Source organism: Streptomyces sp. RLB3-17 (genome assembly GCF_007113425.2).
Classification (GTDB): domain Bacteria; phylum Actinomycetota; class Actinomycetes; order Streptomycetales; family Streptomycetaceae; genus Streptomyces; species Streptomyces mirabilis_D.
Genome location: NZ_CP041610.2, coordinates 6701001 through 6719606 on the forward strand (window position 1 = coordinate 6701001; position 18606 = coordinate 6719606).

Sequence of the window (18606 nt, forward strand, 5' to 3'; positions counted from 1 at the left end):
GGTTGTCTTGAGGTTGCGGGCGGTACGTCTCTTCGGAGGCGTGCCGCCCGTACCCTTGCAGTAGCAGCAGGGCGTCAAATAGCGGGCGCCCATGACTGAAGGATCGCAACATGCTGATTGCTCAGCGTCCCTCGTTGACCGAAGAGGTCGTCGACGAATTCCGCTCCCGGTTCGTGATCGAGCCGCTGGAGCCGGGCTTCGGCTACACCCTCGGCAACTCCCTGCGCCGGACCCTCCTGTCCTCGATCCCGGGTGCGGCGGTCACGTCCATCCGCATCGACGGCGTTCTGCACGAGTTCACCACCGTGCCGGGCGTCAAGGAGGACGTCACCGACCTGATCCTCAACATCAAGCAGCTGGTCGTCTCCTCGGAGCACGACGAGCCGGTCGTGATGTACCTGCGCAAGCAGGGCCCGGGTCTGGTCACCGCCGCCGACATCGCGCCCCCGGCCGGTGTCGAGGTGCACAACCCCGACCTCGTCCTCGCCACGCTCAACGGCAAGGGCAAGCTGGAGATGGAGCTGACCGTCGAGCGCGGTCGCGGCTACGTCTCCGCCGTTCAGAACAAGCAGGTCGGTCAGGAGATCGGGCGCATCCCGGTCGACTCGATCTACTCGCCGGTGCTGAAGGTCACGTACAAGGTCGAGGCGACCCGTGTCGAGCAGCGCACCGACTTCGACAAGCTGATCGTCGACGTCGAGACCAAGCAGGCCATGCGTCCCCGTGACGCCATGGCGTCGGCCGGTAAGACCCTGGTCGAGCTGTTCGGTCTGGCTCGCGAGCTCAACATCGACGCCGAGGGCATCGACATGGGCCCGTCCCCCACGGACGCCGCCCTCGCCGCGGACCTCGCGCTGCCGATCGAGGAGCTCGAGCTCACCGTTCGTTCGTACAACTGCCTCAAGCGTGAGGGCATCCACTCCGTGGGTGAGCTCGTCGCCCGCTCCGAGGCCGACCTCCTGGACATCCGCAACTTCGGTGCGAAGTCCATCGACGAGGTCAAGGCGAAGCTGGCCGGCATGGGCCTGGCCCTCAAGGACAGCCCGCCCGGATTCGACCCGACCGCCGCCGCCGACGCCTTTGGTGCCGACGACGACGCGGACGCGGGCTTTGTGGAGACCGAGCAGTACTAAGAGCTCGGGTTCCACTGCCGGTTCCAGGCTGCGGGCCGGTTCTTGGCTGGTCGCGCAGTTCCCCGCGCCCCTTACGGGGCGCGGGTCCTCCGGCGCCTTGCAAGAGGTGCCCGGATCTCCGACGGGCAATCGCCCGCTCGGACACTGACCCCGGTACCTGATACGGCCGGGGCAGACACCTAGGAGAAACACCATGCCGAAGCCCACCAAGGGTGCCCGTCTGGGCGGCAGCGCCGCGCACGAGAAGCTGCTCCTCGCGAACCTCGCGAAGTCGCTCTTCGAGCACGGCCGCATCACGACCACCGAGGCGAAGGCCCGTCGCCTGCGCCCGTACGCGGAGCGTCTGGTCACCAAGGCGAAGAAGGGTGACCTTCACAACCGCCGTCAGGTGCTCTCGGTGATCACGGACAAGAGCATCGTGCACACGCTCTTCACCGAGATCGGCCCGCGCTACGAGAACCGCCCGGGTGGCTACACCCGTATCACCAAGATCGGTAACCGCCGTGGCGACAACGCGCCCATGGCCGTCATCGAGCTGGTGGAGGCCCTGACCGTGGCCCAGCAGGCCACCGGTGAGGCCGAGGCGGCCACCAAGCGTGCCGCCAAGGACGCCGAGGTCAAGACCGAGGCTCCGGCCAAGGTCGAGGACGCCAAGGTCGAGGACGCCGCCGAGGCTCCCGCCGAGGAGTCGAAGGACGCCTGAGGCACTGCCTGGCTGTGAGCGGGTCCGTCCCTTCGGGGGCGGGCCCGCTCTCGCGTTTCCGGCACAGCTGCCGGCCTTGAGAGGATCTAGGTGTGAGTGACGAAGTACAGCCCGGGTTCGTACGGGTGCGTTTGGATCTGTCGTACGACGGGACCGAGTTCTCCGGGTGGGCCAAGCAGGCCTCGGGGCGCCGGACCGTGCAGGGGGAGATCGAGGACGCCCTCAGGACCGTCACGCGGTCCAGGGACACCACGTACGAGCTGACCGTCGCCGGGCGCACCGACGCCGGTGTGCACGCGCGCGGGCAGGTGGCGCACGTCGATCTGCCCGTCGAGCTGTGGGCCGAGCACGAGGAGAAGCTGCTCAAGCGGCTGGCCGGGCGGCTGTCCAAGGACGTGCGGGTGTGGTCCCTGAGGGAGGCCCCCAGCGGGTTCAACGCCCGCTTCTCCGCGATCTGGCGGCGGTACGCGTACCGGGTCACCGACAACCCCGGGGGAGTGGATCCCCTGCTGCGCAGTCATGTCCTGTGGCACGACTGGCCGCTCGACGTCGACGCCATGAACGAGGCGGCCGAGCGGCTCGTGGGCGAGCACGACTTCGCCGCCTACTGCAAGAAGCGCGAGGGCGCCACGACCATTCGTACGCTCCAGGAGCTGAGCCTGGTGCGCGGGGGGGACGGGGTCATCACCGCCACCGTCCGCGCCGACGCCTTCTGCCACAACATGGTGCGCTCGCTCATCGGCGCGCTGCTGTTCGTGGGGGACGGGCACCGCGGGCCCGACTGGCCCGGGAAGGTGCTCGCGGCCGGCGTACGGGACTCGGCCGTCCATGTCGTACGGCCGCACGGGCTGACCCTGGAGGAGGTCGGCTACCCCGCGGACGAACTGCTCGCCGCGCGCAACAAGGAGGCGCGCAACCGGCGGACGCTGCCGGGGGCCTGCTGCTGAACCGGCTGTCGGCGGAGGACCGGAAGGCGGTGGCACGCCCCACTGCATGGGCCGTCGGCCGGGCCATGGACGTGCCCGGTCGCAGCCTCCGTCGGGGCATGGAGGTCGGCCACGAGGACCTGCCGCGCGGAAGGCGAGGCCCCGCCCTGGACCGCTGTCCGAGGACGGGGCTGTTCAGCCGGGTCGCCGTCGTGCCTACTGCCTGACGGTGAAGTACTGCCAGGCGCCCCAGGTGCTGAGGTTGGTGTTGTCCTTACTGCTGTGGATGTACTCCGCGGCGATGCGGAACCTGCTGTTGACGTACTTGGTGAGAGACATCTGGTGGCGGCCGGCGCTGGTGGAACCGAGTGAGGAGCAGGGGGTGGTGGTCTGCGTGTGCCAGGCGCCGCTGTAGTACCGCTGCACGCGGAAGACGAGGCACTGGCCGGCCTTGTTGGGTGCGACGGTGGCGTCGAGTTGCTCCTTGGCGGTGTGGTGGTAGACCCAGTAGAGAGTGCTGCCGTAGTGCGTGCTCGTGTAGTAACCGGACAGTTTCTCCGAGATCCGCACATAGGACTGCGCACTTCGGGCGACGGTCTTCGGGGCGTACTGGTAGTCGCCGGCGAACACCGCGCTGAACGTGGTGTTGCGGGCGAGCTTGTAGGACCCTGTCAGATTGCCGTGGGAGTCCACCGTGCCCGACTTCACCAGGACCGATGTGCCGCCGAACGGCTGAGCGTAGATCGCCACCGTTCGCTTGTTGTAGGTCGTACCGAGGTGAGCGGTGACCTTCGCGGACTGACCGTATGCGTACGTCGAGTGGTCGGTGGTGATGGTCAGGCCCGTCGAGACTCGGGACACCTGGACGGTGGCGCTGCGACTGCCCGGCTTGTGTGAGATGTCGCCGCCGTAGGTCACCTTGTAGGTGTTGGCGCCGCCGATCTGCGGGGTGTCCGCGAACGTGAACGAACCGTCCGCGGCGACCTTCGCGTCGGTGAGTGCGACACCGGACGGGTGTGCGAGGTCGGTCTTCGTCACCGTGACGACCCCACCGGTGGCGAAGGGCGAGCCGGAGAGCGTGCCGGACACGGTCTGCTTGTGCGTGCGGGTGGCCGTGGCCGGGGCCGCCAGAGTGACCGAGGTGGCGAGCTTGGACACCTGGACGAGGCTTGTCGTGCTCGCCGCCTCGTGTGTCGCGTCCCCCGCGTAGCTCGCGGCGTAGGTGTAAGTGCCCTCTGCCAGCGGGGTGTCGCTGAAGGTGAAGGAGCCGTCCGCCTTCGTCGTCACATCGCGCAGTGCTGTTCCGTTCCGCGTGATGTGCGCGACCTGACCTGCGGGAGGCGCCACGGACGAGGTCAACGTGCCGGCAACGGTCAACGGCCGGCCCGGAACACCCGTGCTCGGGGCGGTGAGATGGAGCGAGGTCGCCGCTTTCGGGTCCGGGGCCGGAGGCGCCGCCTCGCTGACGACCGGGCCGCTCACCGTCTGCACGTCGGCGTTGTCGCCGGTGGCACCGGAGAAGGCGAGGAGCGCGGTGGACGGCAGCGTCGGTGTCGCGTCCGTCACCTGCGTCCCGTCGATCCAGACGTACAGATGGCCGGCGGCCACCTGGATGTCGACCTGGTGTGTGCCCTGGCGCAGGGAGGTGCCGAGTGTGGCCACCGACTGGTAGTCGATCGTTGACGAGCCGGCCGCACTGGGGCCGACGCCCACGAAGTTCTGTGTCTTGAGCGTGTCGTTCCAGCCGGTGCCGAACGCGATCACCGTGCCCGGCCGCCCCGCGATGCCGAGGCTGTCACCGGTCCCGCCCAGTGCGGAGGCGGAGTTCTGGGCCGGGTCGAGCAGAGTGAGCGTCATGCCCTTGCCGCCGGTGCCGGGGCCGAACTTCGTGGTGAAGGTGGCCCGTAGACCGTCGGTGCGCAACGGCTCGGTGTACACCGCCGTGCCCGCCTGATTGCTGGTGGCCGGGGTCAGCTGGACCCCGCTGCCGTCAGCCGGCACCGCCGAGCCGTTGGTCTGCCACTTCCCGTCGTCGGCCGAGGTGGTCGTGGCGGTGCCGGTACCGGTGCCCTTGACCGGCACGTACATGGCGCCCTGGCTGTTGCCGTTCGTGTCGGTCCCGGTGCCGGTGACCTCGTAGAAGGCGCTCAGATCCGCAGCCGAACGCGGAGTGAACGTCACGTTCTGCACCGCGGTCTGCTCAGGACCGATGATCAGGCCCTCCGACAGCTGCACCGGGCTGTTGAAGTCACCTGTCGGCGCCTTGGCCTTGGTCACCGTAACCGGGATGTTGCCGGTGTTGGTGATGGTGAACGACAGCGACTTGGAGCTGCCGATCGGGACCTGGCCGAAGTCCAGTGAGCTCGTGGAGAACTCCAGGTGTCCCTGCCCCGTGATGGCCGTCGCACTGACCGGCAGGCTCAGCGTGTGTGTGGCGCCGCCGCCGCTGCTGCTGACCACGAGCGCGTCGCTGTCGACCTGGTCGCCGGTCGGGGTGTAGGTGACCGAGAGCACGAACGAGCCACCGGCCGGTACGACCGTCCCCGCGCTCGGCAGCCCCGAGGCGGAGAAGGCGCCGCCGGGCGAGTCGACCGAGTCGATGGTCTCCGGTTCGGTACCGGTGTTGGTGATCTGAAGGTTCAGCGTCGAAGTGCTGCCGGTGGGCACTTCCCCGAAGTCCAGGGCGGCGGGTGCCGCCCCGAGGCCGGGCCTGGTGCCGACGCCGTGGAGGGCGAAGACCAGCTTCTGGCCGTCCGACAGGTTCGCGGTCAGCGTGCCGTTGATGCCGCCGGTGGCGGTGGGGGCGAAGGTGATCGGTACGTCCAGGGTGGCGTCCGCCGCCAGCGCCGTGGGCTGCTCGGGGGTGGGTACGGCGGACGGGTCGACCGAGAACGCGCCGGAGGCCTTGAGCCCCGTGACGCTGACGTCCTGCGTGGCCGTCAGTTTCATCTCGGCGGAGCCGCTGTCGCCCACACCGACCTGACCGAAGTCCAGCGAGGCCGCGGTCAGAGCCGTCCTGGCCGGGCTGCCGAAGCCGTAGAGCACACCGTCCCGGGTGCCGACGTACACCTTGCCGCCCTCGGCGGTCGGCGTGCTGAACTTGGTCGCGGTGCCGATCGGCGCGGACCACAGCAGCTGGAGCAGGCCGTTGCCGTCGGGAGTGGGGCTGTAGGCGCGCAGGGTGCCGTCGGCTCCGGAGGCGTTGCTCGCGGAGGTCATCCACACCAGGGCACTGGACTCGTCCGTGCCGTCGGACGTGACCAGGGGAGAGCCGCTGGTGTAGCCGAAGGTGTCCTGGCTCTGGCCGGTGAGGGTGAGCGTGGGCGTACCGCCGTTGCGCACGCCGTACTTGAGAGCGCGCAGCGGACCCTGGTTGCCGACGACGTAGACATAGCCGCCGTCGCCGCCCCAGAACGCGGGGTGCCCCCACATGCCCTGGTAGGGGCCGGACACGCTCACCGCGGCGTCGCCGCCCTGGGCTCCCTGGCCCATGCCGCCGAGGTTGTCGCGGTCGAGCAGGAACACCCGTCCGTCCTTGCCCTGCTGGATCAGCAGGTGCGGGTGCTCGCTGGTACCGAAGCCGTCCGGCAGCGCCATCGGGGCGCCCGAGGAGATGTCCTGGTCGTTGAGGTCCAGGGTGGAGGCGTCGCTCGGGCTGAAGAAGTCGGCCGTACCGAGGGTGTTGTCCGCGCCGACCTGGAGGCGTACGACGGACTCGGCCAGGGTTCCCTGAACGGTCTTGCCCGGCCCGGGCGCCGGGCTGATGCCGTTCCCGGTGCTGAAGAAGATCCGGCCGGACCCGTCCGAGACCAGTCCGCCCCCCGACTGCCAGATGCCGGCGCCGCCGGTGCCGGCACCGGTCGCCGTGGCCCACATCGAGGTGATGCTGTGCCCGGTGGTGCTCACCCCGACCACATAGCCGCGGTACGGCCACGCGTCACAGTGGCCGCCGAAGCCCGCGTAGACGACGCCGTCCATCAACAGCAGGCCGGGGCGCTGCTGCTCGTAGTAGGCGTCGAACTTGGCGCTCGGGTCGTTGACGGGGCTGCCGGCGATGGTGACCGGCCACCCCGGGCGCTCGGCTCCGGAGGCCGGGTCCACTGCGTGCATCAGCCACGTCGGGTGGCGGTGCGTGGAGGTGCCGTCGTCGACCTTGGTGGTGAAGTAGAGGGCGTTGGTGGCCGGGTCGTAGACGGGAGTCGCGGTCGCCCCCACATTGGGTGTCAGGTCCCCGCAGCCGATCGCCGAGGCCGGCCATGCCGGTCCGTAGTTCTTGCTCCACTCGATCGCTCCGGTGGCGCGATCGAGGCCGTACACGGTGTTGCTCTCGGTGACCGCGATCACCTGGTCGCCCAGCACCAGGGGCTGGGCGTATATCTGCCCGTCCAGTTTCGTGGCGAAGAGCCGGCCGAAGGCGGACGACTGGACAACAGCCGGGGAGAGCCCGGCCTCGTTCTGGTCCCAGTTGGTGCGCAAGTTGTCGATGCCCTGGGTGGTTTGGTCGGCCTGGGCCGAGGATGCCACCAGGCTGATCGTCGTGCCGATCAGTGCCGCAGCGGCCACGGCCACTGTGGCGAACAGCCATCTGCGCCGCCGGTTGCGATGGCGGCCACCGCGTGCGGGCACGGAAAACCCGGGCAAATCGGGACCTCCCCCTAGTGTTCGCACCCGGAATGGTCACAGGTGCGGCGCAAACGTGAAGACTGAGTGGTTGTTCTTACCATCAGTTCACCTTTTTGCGCACCGCGGGGGTGTGCTTCGCTGCTGTGCGGCGCCACTGCTACCCCTGTGACTCGTGATGAAACCATCACGTAACAAGGTTGTTGAGTCTTAAAGGGGAGAGCCGGTTATGCTTTCGCGGTCCGGCTGAAAGTTCGAATTTGGGGCAGCCGGGCTCGGGGTGGGTTCACAGGTCCGTTCCAGGTCCTGGGGGGGTTCATGAATAGTGCAGTGAGTGCTGCGGCGCGCGCTGAGCGTCCTCATCGACGCAGACGCGAGCCGGAGAGCCATGGGCTCTTGCCGCAGCCGCCGGACGACGCCGAGAAGTACTCGTACACGCGCCGTCACCTGTGGGTCCTGACGCTGGGCTCGCTGATCAGCTTCGCCTGTCTCGCGGTGAGCCAGTTCCTGTTCACGGCGTCCAGCCCGTGGTTCTGGCTGACGATGCCGCTGCTCGCCTTCGTGGTCGCGGACTACCTGATCTCGCTGTACCTGGACGGGCTCAGCAAGGACTTCGACATCAAGGCGCACAAGCTGCTGGTGCGGGACTGGCGGCCCGCCGTCCACCCGAGCGTGGACGTCTTCCTGCCGGTGTGCGGTGAGCCGCTGGAGGTGCTGCACAACACCTGGGTCAACGTGAACCGGCTCGCGGGCACCTACCGGGGCGTCGTCAAGGTGTACGTGCTGGACGACGCCGACGACCCGGAGGTCGGCGCCATGGCGCGGGACTTCGGCTTCCACTACGTGGTGCGGCCGAACCGCGGTTGGTTCAAGAAGGCCGGCAACCTCCACCACGCCTTCGGGATCACCGACGGCGACCACATCCTCATCCTCGACGCCGACTTCGCGCCGCGCGCCGACCTGCTCGACGAACTGCTGCCGCACATGGACGCCGACGAGCGGATCGGGATCGTGCAGTCGCCGCAGTTCTTCCGGATCACCGACCGGCAGAACTGGATCGAGCGCGGCGCGGGAGCGGTGCAGGAGCAGTTCTACCGGTCCGTGCAGACCTCCCGCGAGGACAAGGACGGATCGATCTGCGTCGGCTCGTGCGCGGTGTACCGGCGCGCGGCCCTCGCCCAGATCGGCGGCATCACGCTGATCGAGCACTCCGAGGACATGTACACCGGTTTCGACCTGCGGGCGCTGGGCTGGAAGCTGTGCTACGTGCCCGTCGCGCTGTCGGCCGGTGTGTGCCCGGACACCGCCGGTGCCTTCCACAACCAGCAGTACCGCTGGTGCATGGGCTCGTTGTCGCTGCTGACCAGCAAGCGGTTCTGGGAGATGGACCTCAAGTTCCAGACACGGCTGTGCTACGTCTCCGGGTTCCTCTACTACCTGCAGACCGCCCTCGCGACCTTTCTCGCCCCGCTGATCCCGCTCGGGCTGCTCATCCTGCGGCCCGATCTGCTGCGCGCCGAGGCCTCGCTCTGGGTGCTGCCCAGCGTGGCGTACGTGACGCTGGTGCTGCCGCTGTGGCACCGGGCGCCGTACCGCCTGGAGGCCTGGTCGGTTCGCGTGATGTACGGGTGGTCGCATGTCTTCGCCGTGTGGGACGTGTTGCGCGGACGTCCGATGGGTTGGAAGCCGACCGGCTCGCAGGGCGCCAAGAAGAACGGCATGCGCCGGTACTGGACCGGAATGATCGTGTGGAGCGCCGGGACCGCGGTGCTGTGGATCGGCGTCGCCGCCTGGCGCATGCTCACGCTCTATCCGCCGGACTTCGCGCTGATGCTGTCCGCCGGCCTCTTCTATGCCATGGTCGTCGGGCGCGTGCTCGTCCAGCCCCGGGAGCAGATCGCGTGATGAATCGTTTTCGTGCGCTGGCGGCAGTCCTGCTCGCCGGCGCACTCCTCGCCGGTTGCAGCACGTTCTCCGAGCAGGGCCGGGACGATTACCGACGGGCCCAGGGCGAGGCGGCGGACCCCGGCGAGTCAGCGGCCACCGAGACGGCCAAGCCGGAACCCCCGTATGACGTACGCCCGTTGCTGAAACCTGCGAAGAAGTACCTCGGCCTGGCCGCCGAAGGCGCGCCCGCCGACATGAAGAACGTCGACTCCTTCGCGAAGTCCGCGGGCAAGAAGCCCAACCTGATCGAGTTCTACTCGGCGTGGGGCGACCGCTACGAGGCGGCCGCCGTACAGAACGCCCGGGACTACAAGGCGCTGCCCTTCATCGCCTGGGAGCCCTTCGACAAGACGCTGGGGCAGATCGCCTCCGGCGCCGACGACGCGTACATCCGCGGCTACGCGAGGTCCGTCAAGGAGCTCAACCTGCCGGTGGCGATCAGCTTCGCGCACGAGATGAATGCCTTCTGGTACCCCTGGGGCACGAAGAAGGCCACCGCCGCGCAGTTCGTCGCCGCGTACCGGCACGTCCACGACCTCTTCGACCAGGAGGGCGCCACCCAGGTCATCTGGGTGTGGAGCCCGAACGTGATCAACCCGGTGCCGACCGTGCGCCTGAAGCCGTACTGGCCGGGCGAGGAGTACGTCGACTGGGTCGGAGTCATCGGCTACTACGCCCGCACCGGCCCCTCCACCTTCTCGACTCTGTACGGGCCGACGACGACCCAGATCCGTGCCTTCACCAAGAAGCCCGTGATCATCGCGGAGACGGCGGCCGAGGCCGGGCAGCGCAAGCCGGCCGACATCACCGACCTTTTCAAGGGGACGGCCGCACACGACGACGTGATCGGCTTCGTCTGGTTCAACTTCGACAAGGAAGCGGACTGGCGCATCACCAGCGGTCCGGCCACGACGCGCACCTTCCGCGAGCAGGCCGCCGCCTCCCGCTTCGGATTCGATGTGACCAAGCCATGAGCAGCAGACAGCCGCAGCCGCCGCAGGAACACCAGCAGCAGTACCAGCAGTACCAGGAGTACCAACAGGAGTCGTACGGGCAGGACTCGTACGCGTGGCCGCCCCAGCAGCAGACGTATCCGCCGTACTACGAGACGTACGACCCGTACGCGGAGCCCTCGGCCCCTTCGAGCCCCGGAACCCCGGTCCGTGCGACCGGACCGGAGCCCGAACCCGAACCCGAGCCCGACGACCCCGGCTACACACTGCCCGCCGTCCCCGAGTCCTCCTGGGCCGTGGACAACCGGCGCGGCAAACTGCTCGGGCGCGGAGTGCTGGGGTGCCTGCTGCTGGTGCAGGCCGGGCTCTCGCTGCGGCTGCGGGGGACGGCCTTCCAGGACGAGGCGCTCTACATCGCCTCCGGCCACTACGAACTGAACAACCTGCTGCACGGCACCAAGCTGCCGGTCGACTTCGCGGGCTACTTCTCCGGCCACCCGAAGCTGTACCCGGTGCTCGCCGCGGCCGTGGACTCGTACTTCGGGCTGACCGGCGTCCGGGTCCTCAGCCTGTTGTTCATGCTGGCCGCCACCGGCCTGCTGTACGCGGTGACCCGGCGCCTGTTCAACCTGCGGGCGGCGCTCGGCGCGGCCGCCCTCTTCTCCGTCCTCCAGTCGACGACCGTGCTCGGCAACTTCGCCACGTACGACGCCGCCGCGATCTTCCTGCTCGCCCTGTCGATGTACGCCGTCGTGCGCACCGACCGGATGCGCTCGGCGGCCGTCCTGCTGGCCGCGCCACCGGCCGCGCTGGCCTTCGCCGTGAAGTACGCCTCCGGCCTGTATCTGCCGACGCTGGTGCTGCTCGCGGTGGTCACCGCGCACCGGCACCGCGGGGTGAAGACCCTGGGCCGCGGGGTGTTCCTCGGCGCGGGCATCGGGGCGCTGCTCGGCGCCGGGTACGTCCTCTCCGGGCCGCTCGGCGGCATCAGCTCCACCACCACCAACCGGGCCCAGGGCGCCGATTCCGCCATGAAGCTGCTGGAGCACAGCGCCGAGTGGGGCGGTCTGGTCTTCCTGGCGGCGCTCGTCGGCTCGGTCGCGTACGCGCTGCGCGGGCGGATGGGCGAGATGCCGTGGATCGAGGGGGAGACCGCCGGGCGGGTGCGGCGCGCCGGGCTCGGAGTGGTGCTCACCGGGACGACGCTGCTGGCACCGGCGTACCAGATCCATCTGCACACCGAGGTCTCGCTCTACAAGCACGTCGGCTTCGGCCTGCTCTTCGCCGCGCCCATGGCGGGCCTGGGCATGGCCCGCCTGGTCGGCCCGCACTTCCGGCATCCACAGCTCGGGATCATGGTGTATGTCCTCGCGCTGGTGTTCGGCATGGTGCAGGCGCAGAAGGCGTACAGCTTCCCGGACTCCTCGCCGATGGTCGCCTATCTGCGCACGGTGGCCCACGTCGACAAGAAGGGGTTCTACCTGGCAGAGGAGCAGGAGGTGCCCGCGTACTACCTGCGCGACGTCACCGGCTGGAACCAGTGGCAGAACACCTACTTCATGGACTACCGGGGCAAGGACGGCAAGCAGCACACCGGCCCCGACGCCTTCGAACAGGCGGTGCGCGACGGGCGCTTCGACGTGATCGTGATGCACGGCTCGGTGACCCCGGCGACGTACGAGGCGGTCAAGAAGGGGCTGAAGGGCAACACGCACTACCGCTTGGCCGCGGTCTTCCCCTTCACGACGAGCAGCGGTCAGAACGCCTACCGGATCTGGGTCAAGCGATGAGCGGCACGACGGCGGTCGACGGCGGTACTGCGGCGGGGTACGAGCCCGCCTCGGAGACGTCCGCGGGCGCCGGTTCCGGAGGACGGAGGGCGCGGCGCGAGGCCGAGCAGCACACCCGTGACCGCGGCGGGCGCCTAACGGCGCTGCTCGTCTTCCTGCTGCCCTCGGCCGCCGCGCTGGCGCTGATCCTGCGCGGGATCGGCCATCGACAGCTGTGGCGCGACGAGCACGCCACCTGGTGGGCGGCGACGCTCTCCTTCCACGACCTGAGCCAGCTGATCCGCTCCATCGACGTGGTGTTCACCCCGTACTACGTGCTGATGCACTTCTGGGTCTCGCTCGCCGGGGACTCACCGACCGCGATGCGTATCCCGGGGGCCCTGGCCATGGCCTCCTCCGCGGGACTGCTCGCTCTGCTCGGGCGGCGGCTGTTCACCACGCAGACCGGGGTGCTCGCCGGCTTCCTGTTCGCGGTGGTGCCGACGGTGACGCGCTACGGGCAGGAGATCAGGCCGTACGCCTTCGCCGTGGCCGCCGTGCTCCTGTCGACGCTGCTGCTCGCCAGGGCGCTGGAGCAGCCCGGCTTCAAGGTGTGGGTGGGCTACACCCTCACCGTCCCGATGATCGGCTGGAGCCATCTGGCCTCGCTCGCGGTGCTCGGTGCGCATGTCGTGATGGTCCTGATGGCCCGGCGTTCGGGGGACCGGATCGTGGGCTGGGCGTACGCGGCGGCGGGCACCGTCGGCCTGTGCTTCGTCATCCCGATGGCGATCCAGGGCACGGGCCAGAGCGGGCAGATCGCCTGGAACAACCCCGTCACGAAGGACCTGGTCGACTTCCCGAAGAACCTCTTCGGGTCCTGGGCGGTGGCCGCGCCGGTGATGGCGCTGGGCGCTCTGGGCCTGTTCTTCGCGGGCCGCCGGGCGCTTCCGCTGGCCGTGTGGATCGTGCTGCCGCCGCTGGCGACCTATGTCACCGCGTCCAAGCTGCATCTCTTTCTGCCGCGCTATCTGCTGTTCACGGCGCCCGCCTGGGTGCTGCTCGCCGCGGTCGCGGTCTGCCGGATCGCCGGGCCGGTGGCCGGGCCGAAGGCGGGTACGGGGGCCGCGGCCCGGCGTGGGTTCGGCTGGGTGCTTGCCGCGGCAGCGGTCGCGGGGCTCGCCTGGCAGGCGCTTCCGGGCATCCGCGAGACCCGCGAGAACGCGCTCGGGGAGCCCGACTTCCGCGGCGCGGCCCAGTTCATCGAGGCCGGGCAGCGCAAGGGCGACGGGATCGTGTTCAGCGGGGTGCTGGCGGAGCGCCGGGCGATGGACTACGAGCTGCGCGACGACAAGGGGCGTCCGCGGGACGTGCTCATGTACCGCACCCCGCAGGAACTGGGCTCCTTCGGCGCCGCGGAGTGCCCGCGGCCCGCGAAGTGCCTGGCGAACGCCGACCGGCTGTGGCTGGTGTCCACCACGTTCGACGGACAGCCGCTCAGCGGTATGCCGAAGGCGACGGCGACCGCGGTCGAGCGAGGCTTTCGCGTCGTGAAGACACGCAAGCTGGACAGCCTCACGCTGGTGCTGTTCGAAAAGTCCGCCAAGGCGGCCACGGGCGTCACGTCAGGGAAGAAGGACGACGCCGCCCGGCGCAAGATCCACACCTGAGCGCAGCGGCCTTCCGGGTGCCGTGCCGGACACGGCCGTCCACCGGGGGGAAATTTACGATGACATATGGGGAGGAGAAGGGGAATGACGATCAACCTGGGGGCGGGCACTGCCGTCACTGTGGTGATGCCGACCTACAACGAGGCGGCCAACCTGCCGAGAATGGCTGAAGCGGTGCTTCAACTGCCGCTCGACGGACTTCACTTGAAGATCGTGGACGACTCCAGCCCGGACGGCACCGGCAGGATCGCCGACGAGCTGGCGGAGAAGTACAACACCAAGGGGCGGCGCCGGATGAGCGTGCTGCACCGCACCGAGAAGGACGGACTCGGGCGCGCCTACGCGGCCGGGATGAGCCTCGCGCTCGACGAGGGCGCCGAGTACGTCGTCCAGATGGACGCCGACGGCAGCCACCCCGTCGAGGCCGTGCCCCGGATGCTCGGCACGGCCCTGGCCAACGGGGTGGGCCTGGTCATCGGCAGCCGGTACGTCGAGGGCGGCTCGCTGGACGAGGACTGGGGCGCGCACCGCGTCCTGCTCTCCCGCTTCGCCAACCGGTACGCCCGTACCGTGCTCGGCACCCGGATCCGGGACATCACGGCCGGGTTCAACCTCTGGTCGGCCCAGGCCCTGCGCGACGTCGACCTGGCCACGCTGGACAGCGCCGGTTACAGCTTCCAGGTCGAGCTGAAGTACAAGGCCGTACGGGCGGGGTACAGCGCCGTCGAGATCCCGATCCGTTTCGAGGAGCGGACCGAGGGGGTCTCGAAGATGACGCTGAAGACGCAGCTGGAGTCGGCTGTGGTGCCGATCCGGCTGCGTATGAAGAACAAGTGACCCGGGGCCCGGGTACGGCGGCGGCCGGCCTACTGGTTGGCCGCCGTCGACGCCTGGGCCTCGCCGCGGCGGCGGATCTGGCGGAAGGCGAACTCGGCCAGGTCGTCGCCGGTCGTGAAGACCTTGGCGTCCTTCGTCGTCACGTCCTTGCCGTTGGCGAAGCCGGCCAGCGTGAAGTAGGCGTAACGGCCGTAGGAGTTGGTGGTCGAGCGGCAGATCGACGTGCGGCAGAAGTTGGCGACGCCCTGGCCGGACAGTGAGGTGATGATGCTCTTGCTGTCCGCCTCGGACTTCGCCTTGGCCGCCTGGGCCGCGGTGTTGAAGACCGCGACGCCGACGGTCACCGAGACGCCGTCCTTGCTGTAGGTGACGCGCATCATCCGGGTGCAGTCGTTCTTGTTGAGCACCGCGGGCAGCGTGCCCTGCACGGCCGACGCGCAGTTCGTCGTCGAGGCGGTGGGGCCCTTGCGGTAGACGCGGTCACCCATCGTGAGCTGCGAACCGGGGAAGAGGATGTCCGGGCTGAGCGGCGCGGTGTCCTTCTGCACGCTGGATATGAAGTCCATCGGATCCAGCGGCGGCGGCGCCGAGGTCGGCGCGAACGTCGGCACCGGCGCCGTGCTGTCGCTCGGGATGCTCGCGGTGGCGGGCAGCTTGCTGGGCGCGTTCCCGGCCTGGTTGTCCCCGTTCGAGGAGACGACGGCCACGGCGACGGCAGCGCCGACCGCGATCGTGGCGACCGCCGAGCCGACGATCACCAGCAGTCTGCGCCGACGGTTGCGTGCCTCGGACGCGTCGGCGAGTGCCGCCCAGTCCGGAGTCTGGTTCCGACGTCCCCAATCGGGTTGCTGAGAACCAGGCTTCCAGGGATCCCACGGAGGCTCACCCTGCCCACCCTGCCCATAACTCATGCGCGCATCTTAGACGGGGTCCGGGGGGTGGCGGTCCGCACCGGAGGGCACTTGAGCCCCTAGCGTGACCTGAGTGCGCACGGGCAAAACTGACATCTCCGGGTGGTTGGTGCGACACGCTTCTACAGGCTTCCGGGCACCGGCCGTCCGGTGACGCCGGGTAGTCGGACCGTTGCGGAGGAAAGGACTGCCTTACCCTGTTTCCATGGACTGCTCGCGTGGCCCTGAGTGCCCTGGTGCTCGGGTCGCGAACCCGCGTTTTGACCCGTCCGGGCAACCGCGGGTACTCTTGCAGTTCGTTATGCGTATCGGCTTGGTCGTTCTCACGCGAGAGGCCCCTACGTAGGTTCCCTGGAGCAGTTACCAGTGGGCGGCATACGGGCATCGTTCCCGGCACTGTCGTCCCCAGCTGCACGATCGCTTCAGTGATGCCATGTGTCAGCACCCATCCACTGAAGAAGAAGGCTGCGAAGTGCGTACGTTCAGCCCCAAGCCCGGCGACATCACTCGCCAGTGGTATGTCATCGACGCCCAGGATGTCGTCCTGGGCCGTCTGGCCACCACTGCCGCGAACATCCTGCGGGGCAAGCACAAGCCGATCTTTGCGCCGCACGTCGATGCTGGTGACTTCGTCATCATCATCAACGCCGACAAGGTGCACCTCTCCGGCAACAAGAAGACCCAGAAGCTGGCGTACCGCCACTCCGGCTACCCGGGTGGTCTGCGCTCCGTCCGTTACGACGAGCTGCTGGCCAAGAACCCCGAGAAGGCCATCGAGAAGGCCATCAAGGGCATGATCCCCAAGAACACCCTGGGCCGTCAGGTGCTCTCGAAGCTGAAGGTCTACGCGGGCGAGAACCACCCGCACGCTGCTCAGCAGCCGGTCCCGTTCGAGATCACCCAGGTCGCGCAGTAGTTCCGGCCACCACCCCCTAAGACAGAAAAGAATCTGAGGAGAATCGTGGCCGAGACCACCGTTGAGCAGCCGGTCGAAGAGACTGAGCTCGTCGACATCGAGAACTACACCACCGAGTCCGAGGTCCCCGTCGAGGGCGAGTACACCTCGGAGTCGCTCGCGGGCCGCTTCGGCGACCCGCAGCCGGCGGCCGGCCTGGGCCGTCGCAAGAACGCCATCGCCCGCGTCCGGATCGTCCCGGGCACCGGCAAGTGGAAGATCAACGGTCGCACCCTTGAGGACTACTTCCCCAACAAGGTGCACCAGCAGGAAGTCAACGAGCCCTTCAAGGTGCTCGAGCTCGACAACCGCTACGACGTCATCGCCCGTATCTCGGGTGGCGGCGTCTCCGGTCAGGCCGGTGCGCTCCGTCTCGGTGTCGCCCGCGCGCTGAACGAGGCGGACGTGGACAACAACCGCCCGGCCCTGAAGAAGGCCGGCTTCCTCAAGCGCGACGACCGTGCGGTCGAGCGCAAGAAGGCCGGTCTCAAGAAGGCCCGTAAGGCTCCGCAGTACAGCAAGCGTTAATCACTGGCTGCTGCGTATTCGTACGACCGTTCGCCCCGGCGGCACGCTGTGTGCCGCTGGGGCGTTCGTTTATCACAGCCCAGGGCGTATAACGGCACAAGGCGCTCAAAGGCTTGCATGATCGGATGACTTCCGAAAACTGAGCTTCATCAGGAGGACACCAGTGGGACGACTCTTCGGCACGGACGGCGTGCGCGGTGTCGCCAACGCGGATCTGACGGCCGAGCTGGCGCTCGGTCTCTCCGTGGCGGCGGCACATGTGCTGGCCGAGGCGGGTACGTTCGAGGGCCACCGGCCGGTGGCAGTGGTCGGGCGGGACCCACGTGCGTCCGGGGAGTTCCTGGAAGCCGCCGTGGTCGCGGGCCTGGCCAGCGCAGGTGTGGACGTCCTGCTCGTCGGTGTGCTGCCCACCCCCGCGGTGGCGTACCTCACCGGCGCGCTGGGCGCCGACCTCGGCGTGATGCTCTCGGCCAGCCACAACGCCATGCCCGACAACGGCATCAAGTTCTTCGCCCGCGGCGGCCACAAGCTCGCCGACGAGCTGGAGGACAGGATCGAGGGCGTCTACGAGGAGCACCGCACCGGTGCGCCCTGGGACCGGCCCACCGGCGCCGGCGTCGGGCGCGTGCGCGCGTACGACGAGGGGCTCGACCAGTACGTCGCCCACCTCCTCGGCGTGCTCCCGAACCGCCTCGACGGCCTGAAGGTCGTCCTCGACGAGGCGCACGGCGCCGCCGCCCGGGTGTCTCCCGAGGCCTTCACGCAGGCCGGTGCCGAGATCATCACGATCGGCGCCTCGCCCGACGGCCTGAACATCAACGACGGCTGCGGCTCCACCCACCTCGACCTCCTGAAGGCCGCCGTCGTCGAGCACGGGGCCGACCTCGGCATCGCGCACGACGGCGACGCCGACCGCTGCCTCGCCGTGGACCACACGGGTGCCGAGGTGGACGGCGACCAGATCCTGGCCGTACTCGCGCTGGCGATGCGGGAGCGTTCCGCACTGCGCTCCGACACTGTTGTCGCGACGGTCATGTCCAACCTGGGCTTCAAGCTCGCCATGGAGCGCGAAGGTGTCTCCCTCATCCAGACCGCGGTCGGCGACCGCTATGTCCTGGAGGAGATGAAGGAGCACAACTACGCGCTCGGCGGCGAGCAGTCCGGGCACGTGATCATCCTCGACCACGCCACCACCGGCGACGGCACGCTGACCGGCCTGCTGCTGGCGGCCCGGATCGCCCAGACCGGCCGTACGCTCCAGGACCTCGCGTCCGTCATGGAGCGGCTGCCGCAGGTCCTCATCAACGTCCCCGACGTCGACCGCTCGCGGGTGAACAGCTCCGCCGAACTGGCGGCCGCGGTCACCGAGGCCGAGCGGGAACTCGGCTCCACCGGCCGGGTGCTGCTGCGCCCCTCCGGCACCGAGCCGCTCGTCCGGGTCATGGTCGAGGCCGCCGACATCGACCACGCGCGGTCGGTGGCGGGGCGGCTCGCGGACGCGGTGAAGTCGGCGCTGGGCTAGAACCGACCCGTTCTGGCGGTACGTTCACGCTGCTGGGCCCAGAGCCACTTCTGGACGACCAGCGTGAACGTACCGGCCGGACGATGCCCAGCAGGTTGAACAGCAGCTGCTCGGTGGAGCCCCCAGGCCTCG

At 69.0% G+C, this 18606-nt stretch carries 13 protein-coding genes; 11 read left to right on the forward strand and 2 right to left on the reverse strand.

The genetic code is table 11. From position 1 onward, the window contains the following. Positions 1-110 precede the first annotated feature (110 nt). The 3 genes from FNV62_RS30500 to truA all read left to right on the forward strand — a co-directional run bounded on the left by FNV62_RS30500 (position 111) and on the right by truA (position 2783). Positions 111-1133 carry a DNA-directed RNA polymerase subunit alpha gene (locus FNV62_RS30500; protein ID WP_003966937.1) on the forward strand — a complete coding sequence of 341 codons (1023 nt, stop codon included), beginning with the start codon at positions 111-113 and terminating at the stop codon, positions 1131-1133. Between the two features lie 193 nt (positions 1134-1326). After that, positions 1327-1836, forward strand: coding sequence for a 50S ribosomal protein L17 (gene rplQ, locus FNV62_RS30505; protein ID WP_060895277.1), 510 nt, complete (start codon positions 1327-1329; stop codon positions 1834-1836). A 92-nt stretch (positions 1837-1928) separates the two neighbouring features. Further along, positions 1929-2783, forward strand: a complete 855-nt coding sequence (gene truA, locus FNV62_RS30510) for a tRNA pseudouridine(38-40) synthase TruA (RefSeq protein ID WP_097285864.1) — start codon at positions 1929-1931, stop codon at positions 2781-2783. Between the two features lie 195 nt (positions 2784-2978). Here truA and FNV62_RS30515 read toward each other — a convergent pair whose 3' ends face one another. After that, on the reverse strand, positions 2979-7403 hold the full coding sequence (locus tag FNV62_RS30515) for a choice-of-anchor D domain-containing protein (protein WP_225900427.1): 4425 nt from the start codon (positions 7401-7403) through the stop codon (positions 2979-2981). Positions 7404-7700: 297 nt separating this feature from the next. Here FNV62_RS30515 and FNV62_RS30520 point away from each other — a divergent pair, with 297 nt between their 5' ends. From FNV62_RS30520 to FNV62_RS30540, 5 genes are all read left to right on the forward strand, one after another. Next, positions 7701-9287, forward strand: a complete 1587-nt coding sequence (locus tag FNV62_RS30520) for a glycosyltransferase family 2 protein (protein ID WP_097285866.1) — start codon at positions 7701-7703, stop codon at positions 9285-9287. Next, complete coding sequence (locus FNV62_RS30525; protein ID WP_143627822.1) at positions 9287-10303, forward strand: glycoside hydrolase family 26 protein; 1017 nt, start codon at positions 9287-9289, stop codon at positions 10301-10303. The genes FNV62_RS30520 and FNV62_RS30525 overlap by 1 nt, the downstream gene beginning before the upstream one ends. Continuing rightward, positions 10300-12072 (forward strand): ArnT family glycosyltransferase, encoded by a 1773-nt coding sequence (locus FNV62_RS30530; protein WP_225900428.1) that lies wholly within the window; start codon positions 10300-10302, stop codon positions 12070-12072. The genes FNV62_RS30525 and FNV62_RS30530 overlap by 4 nt, the downstream gene beginning before the upstream one ends. After that, positions 12069-13721 (forward strand): glycosyltransferase family 39 protein, encoded by a 1653-nt coding sequence (locus FNV62_RS30535; RefSeq protein WP_097285868.1) that lies wholly within the window; start codon positions 12069-12071, stop codon positions 13719-13721. Before FNV62_RS30530 ends, FNV62_RS30535 begins: the two co-directional genes overlap by 4 nt. A gap of 84 nt (positions 13722-13805) precedes the next feature. Next, positions 13806-14558 carry a polyprenol monophosphomannose synthase gene (locus FNV62_RS30540; protein ID WP_143608980.1) on the forward strand — a complete coding sequence of 251 codons (753 nt, stop codon included), beginning with the start codon at positions 13806-13808 and terminating at the stop codon, positions 14556-14558. A 29-nt stretch (positions 14559-14587) separates the two neighbouring features. On the opposite strand, the gene FNV62_RS30545 is transcribed toward FNV62_RS30540, so the two are convergent. Continuing rightward, entirely contained in the window at positions 14588-15469 is an 882-nt protein-coding gene (locus tag FNV62_RS30545) for a hypothetical protein (RefSeq protein WP_143602631.1), read from the reverse strand. A gap of 472 nt (positions 15470-15941) precedes the next feature. On the opposite strand from FNV62_RS30545, the gene rplM reads away from it, so the two are divergent. The 3 genes from rplM to glmM all read left to right on the forward strand — a co-directional run bounded on the left by rplM (position 15942) and on the right by glmM (position 18474). Beyond that, on the forward strand, positions 15942-16385 hold the full coding sequence (rplM, locus tag FNV62_RS30550) for a 50S ribosomal protein L13 (protein ID WP_060895272.1): 444 nt from the start codon (positions 15942-15944) through the stop codon (positions 16383-16385). Between the two features lie 45 nt (positions 16386-16430). Continuing rightward, positions 16431-16952 carry a 30S ribosomal protein S9 gene (gene rpsI / locus FNV62_RS30555; RefSeq protein WP_060895271.1) on the forward strand — a complete coding sequence of 174 codons (522 nt, stop codon included), beginning with the start codon at positions 16431-16433 and terminating at the stop codon, positions 16950-16952. A 163-nt stretch (positions 16953-17115) separates the two neighbouring features. Beyond that, positions 17116-18474 (forward strand): phosphoglucosamine mutase, encoded by a 1359-nt coding sequence (gene glmM / locus FNV62_RS30560; protein WP_060895270.1) that lies wholly within the window; start codon positions 17116-17118, stop codon positions 18472-18474. The last annotated feature ends 132 nt before the right edge of the window (positions 18475-18606 follow it).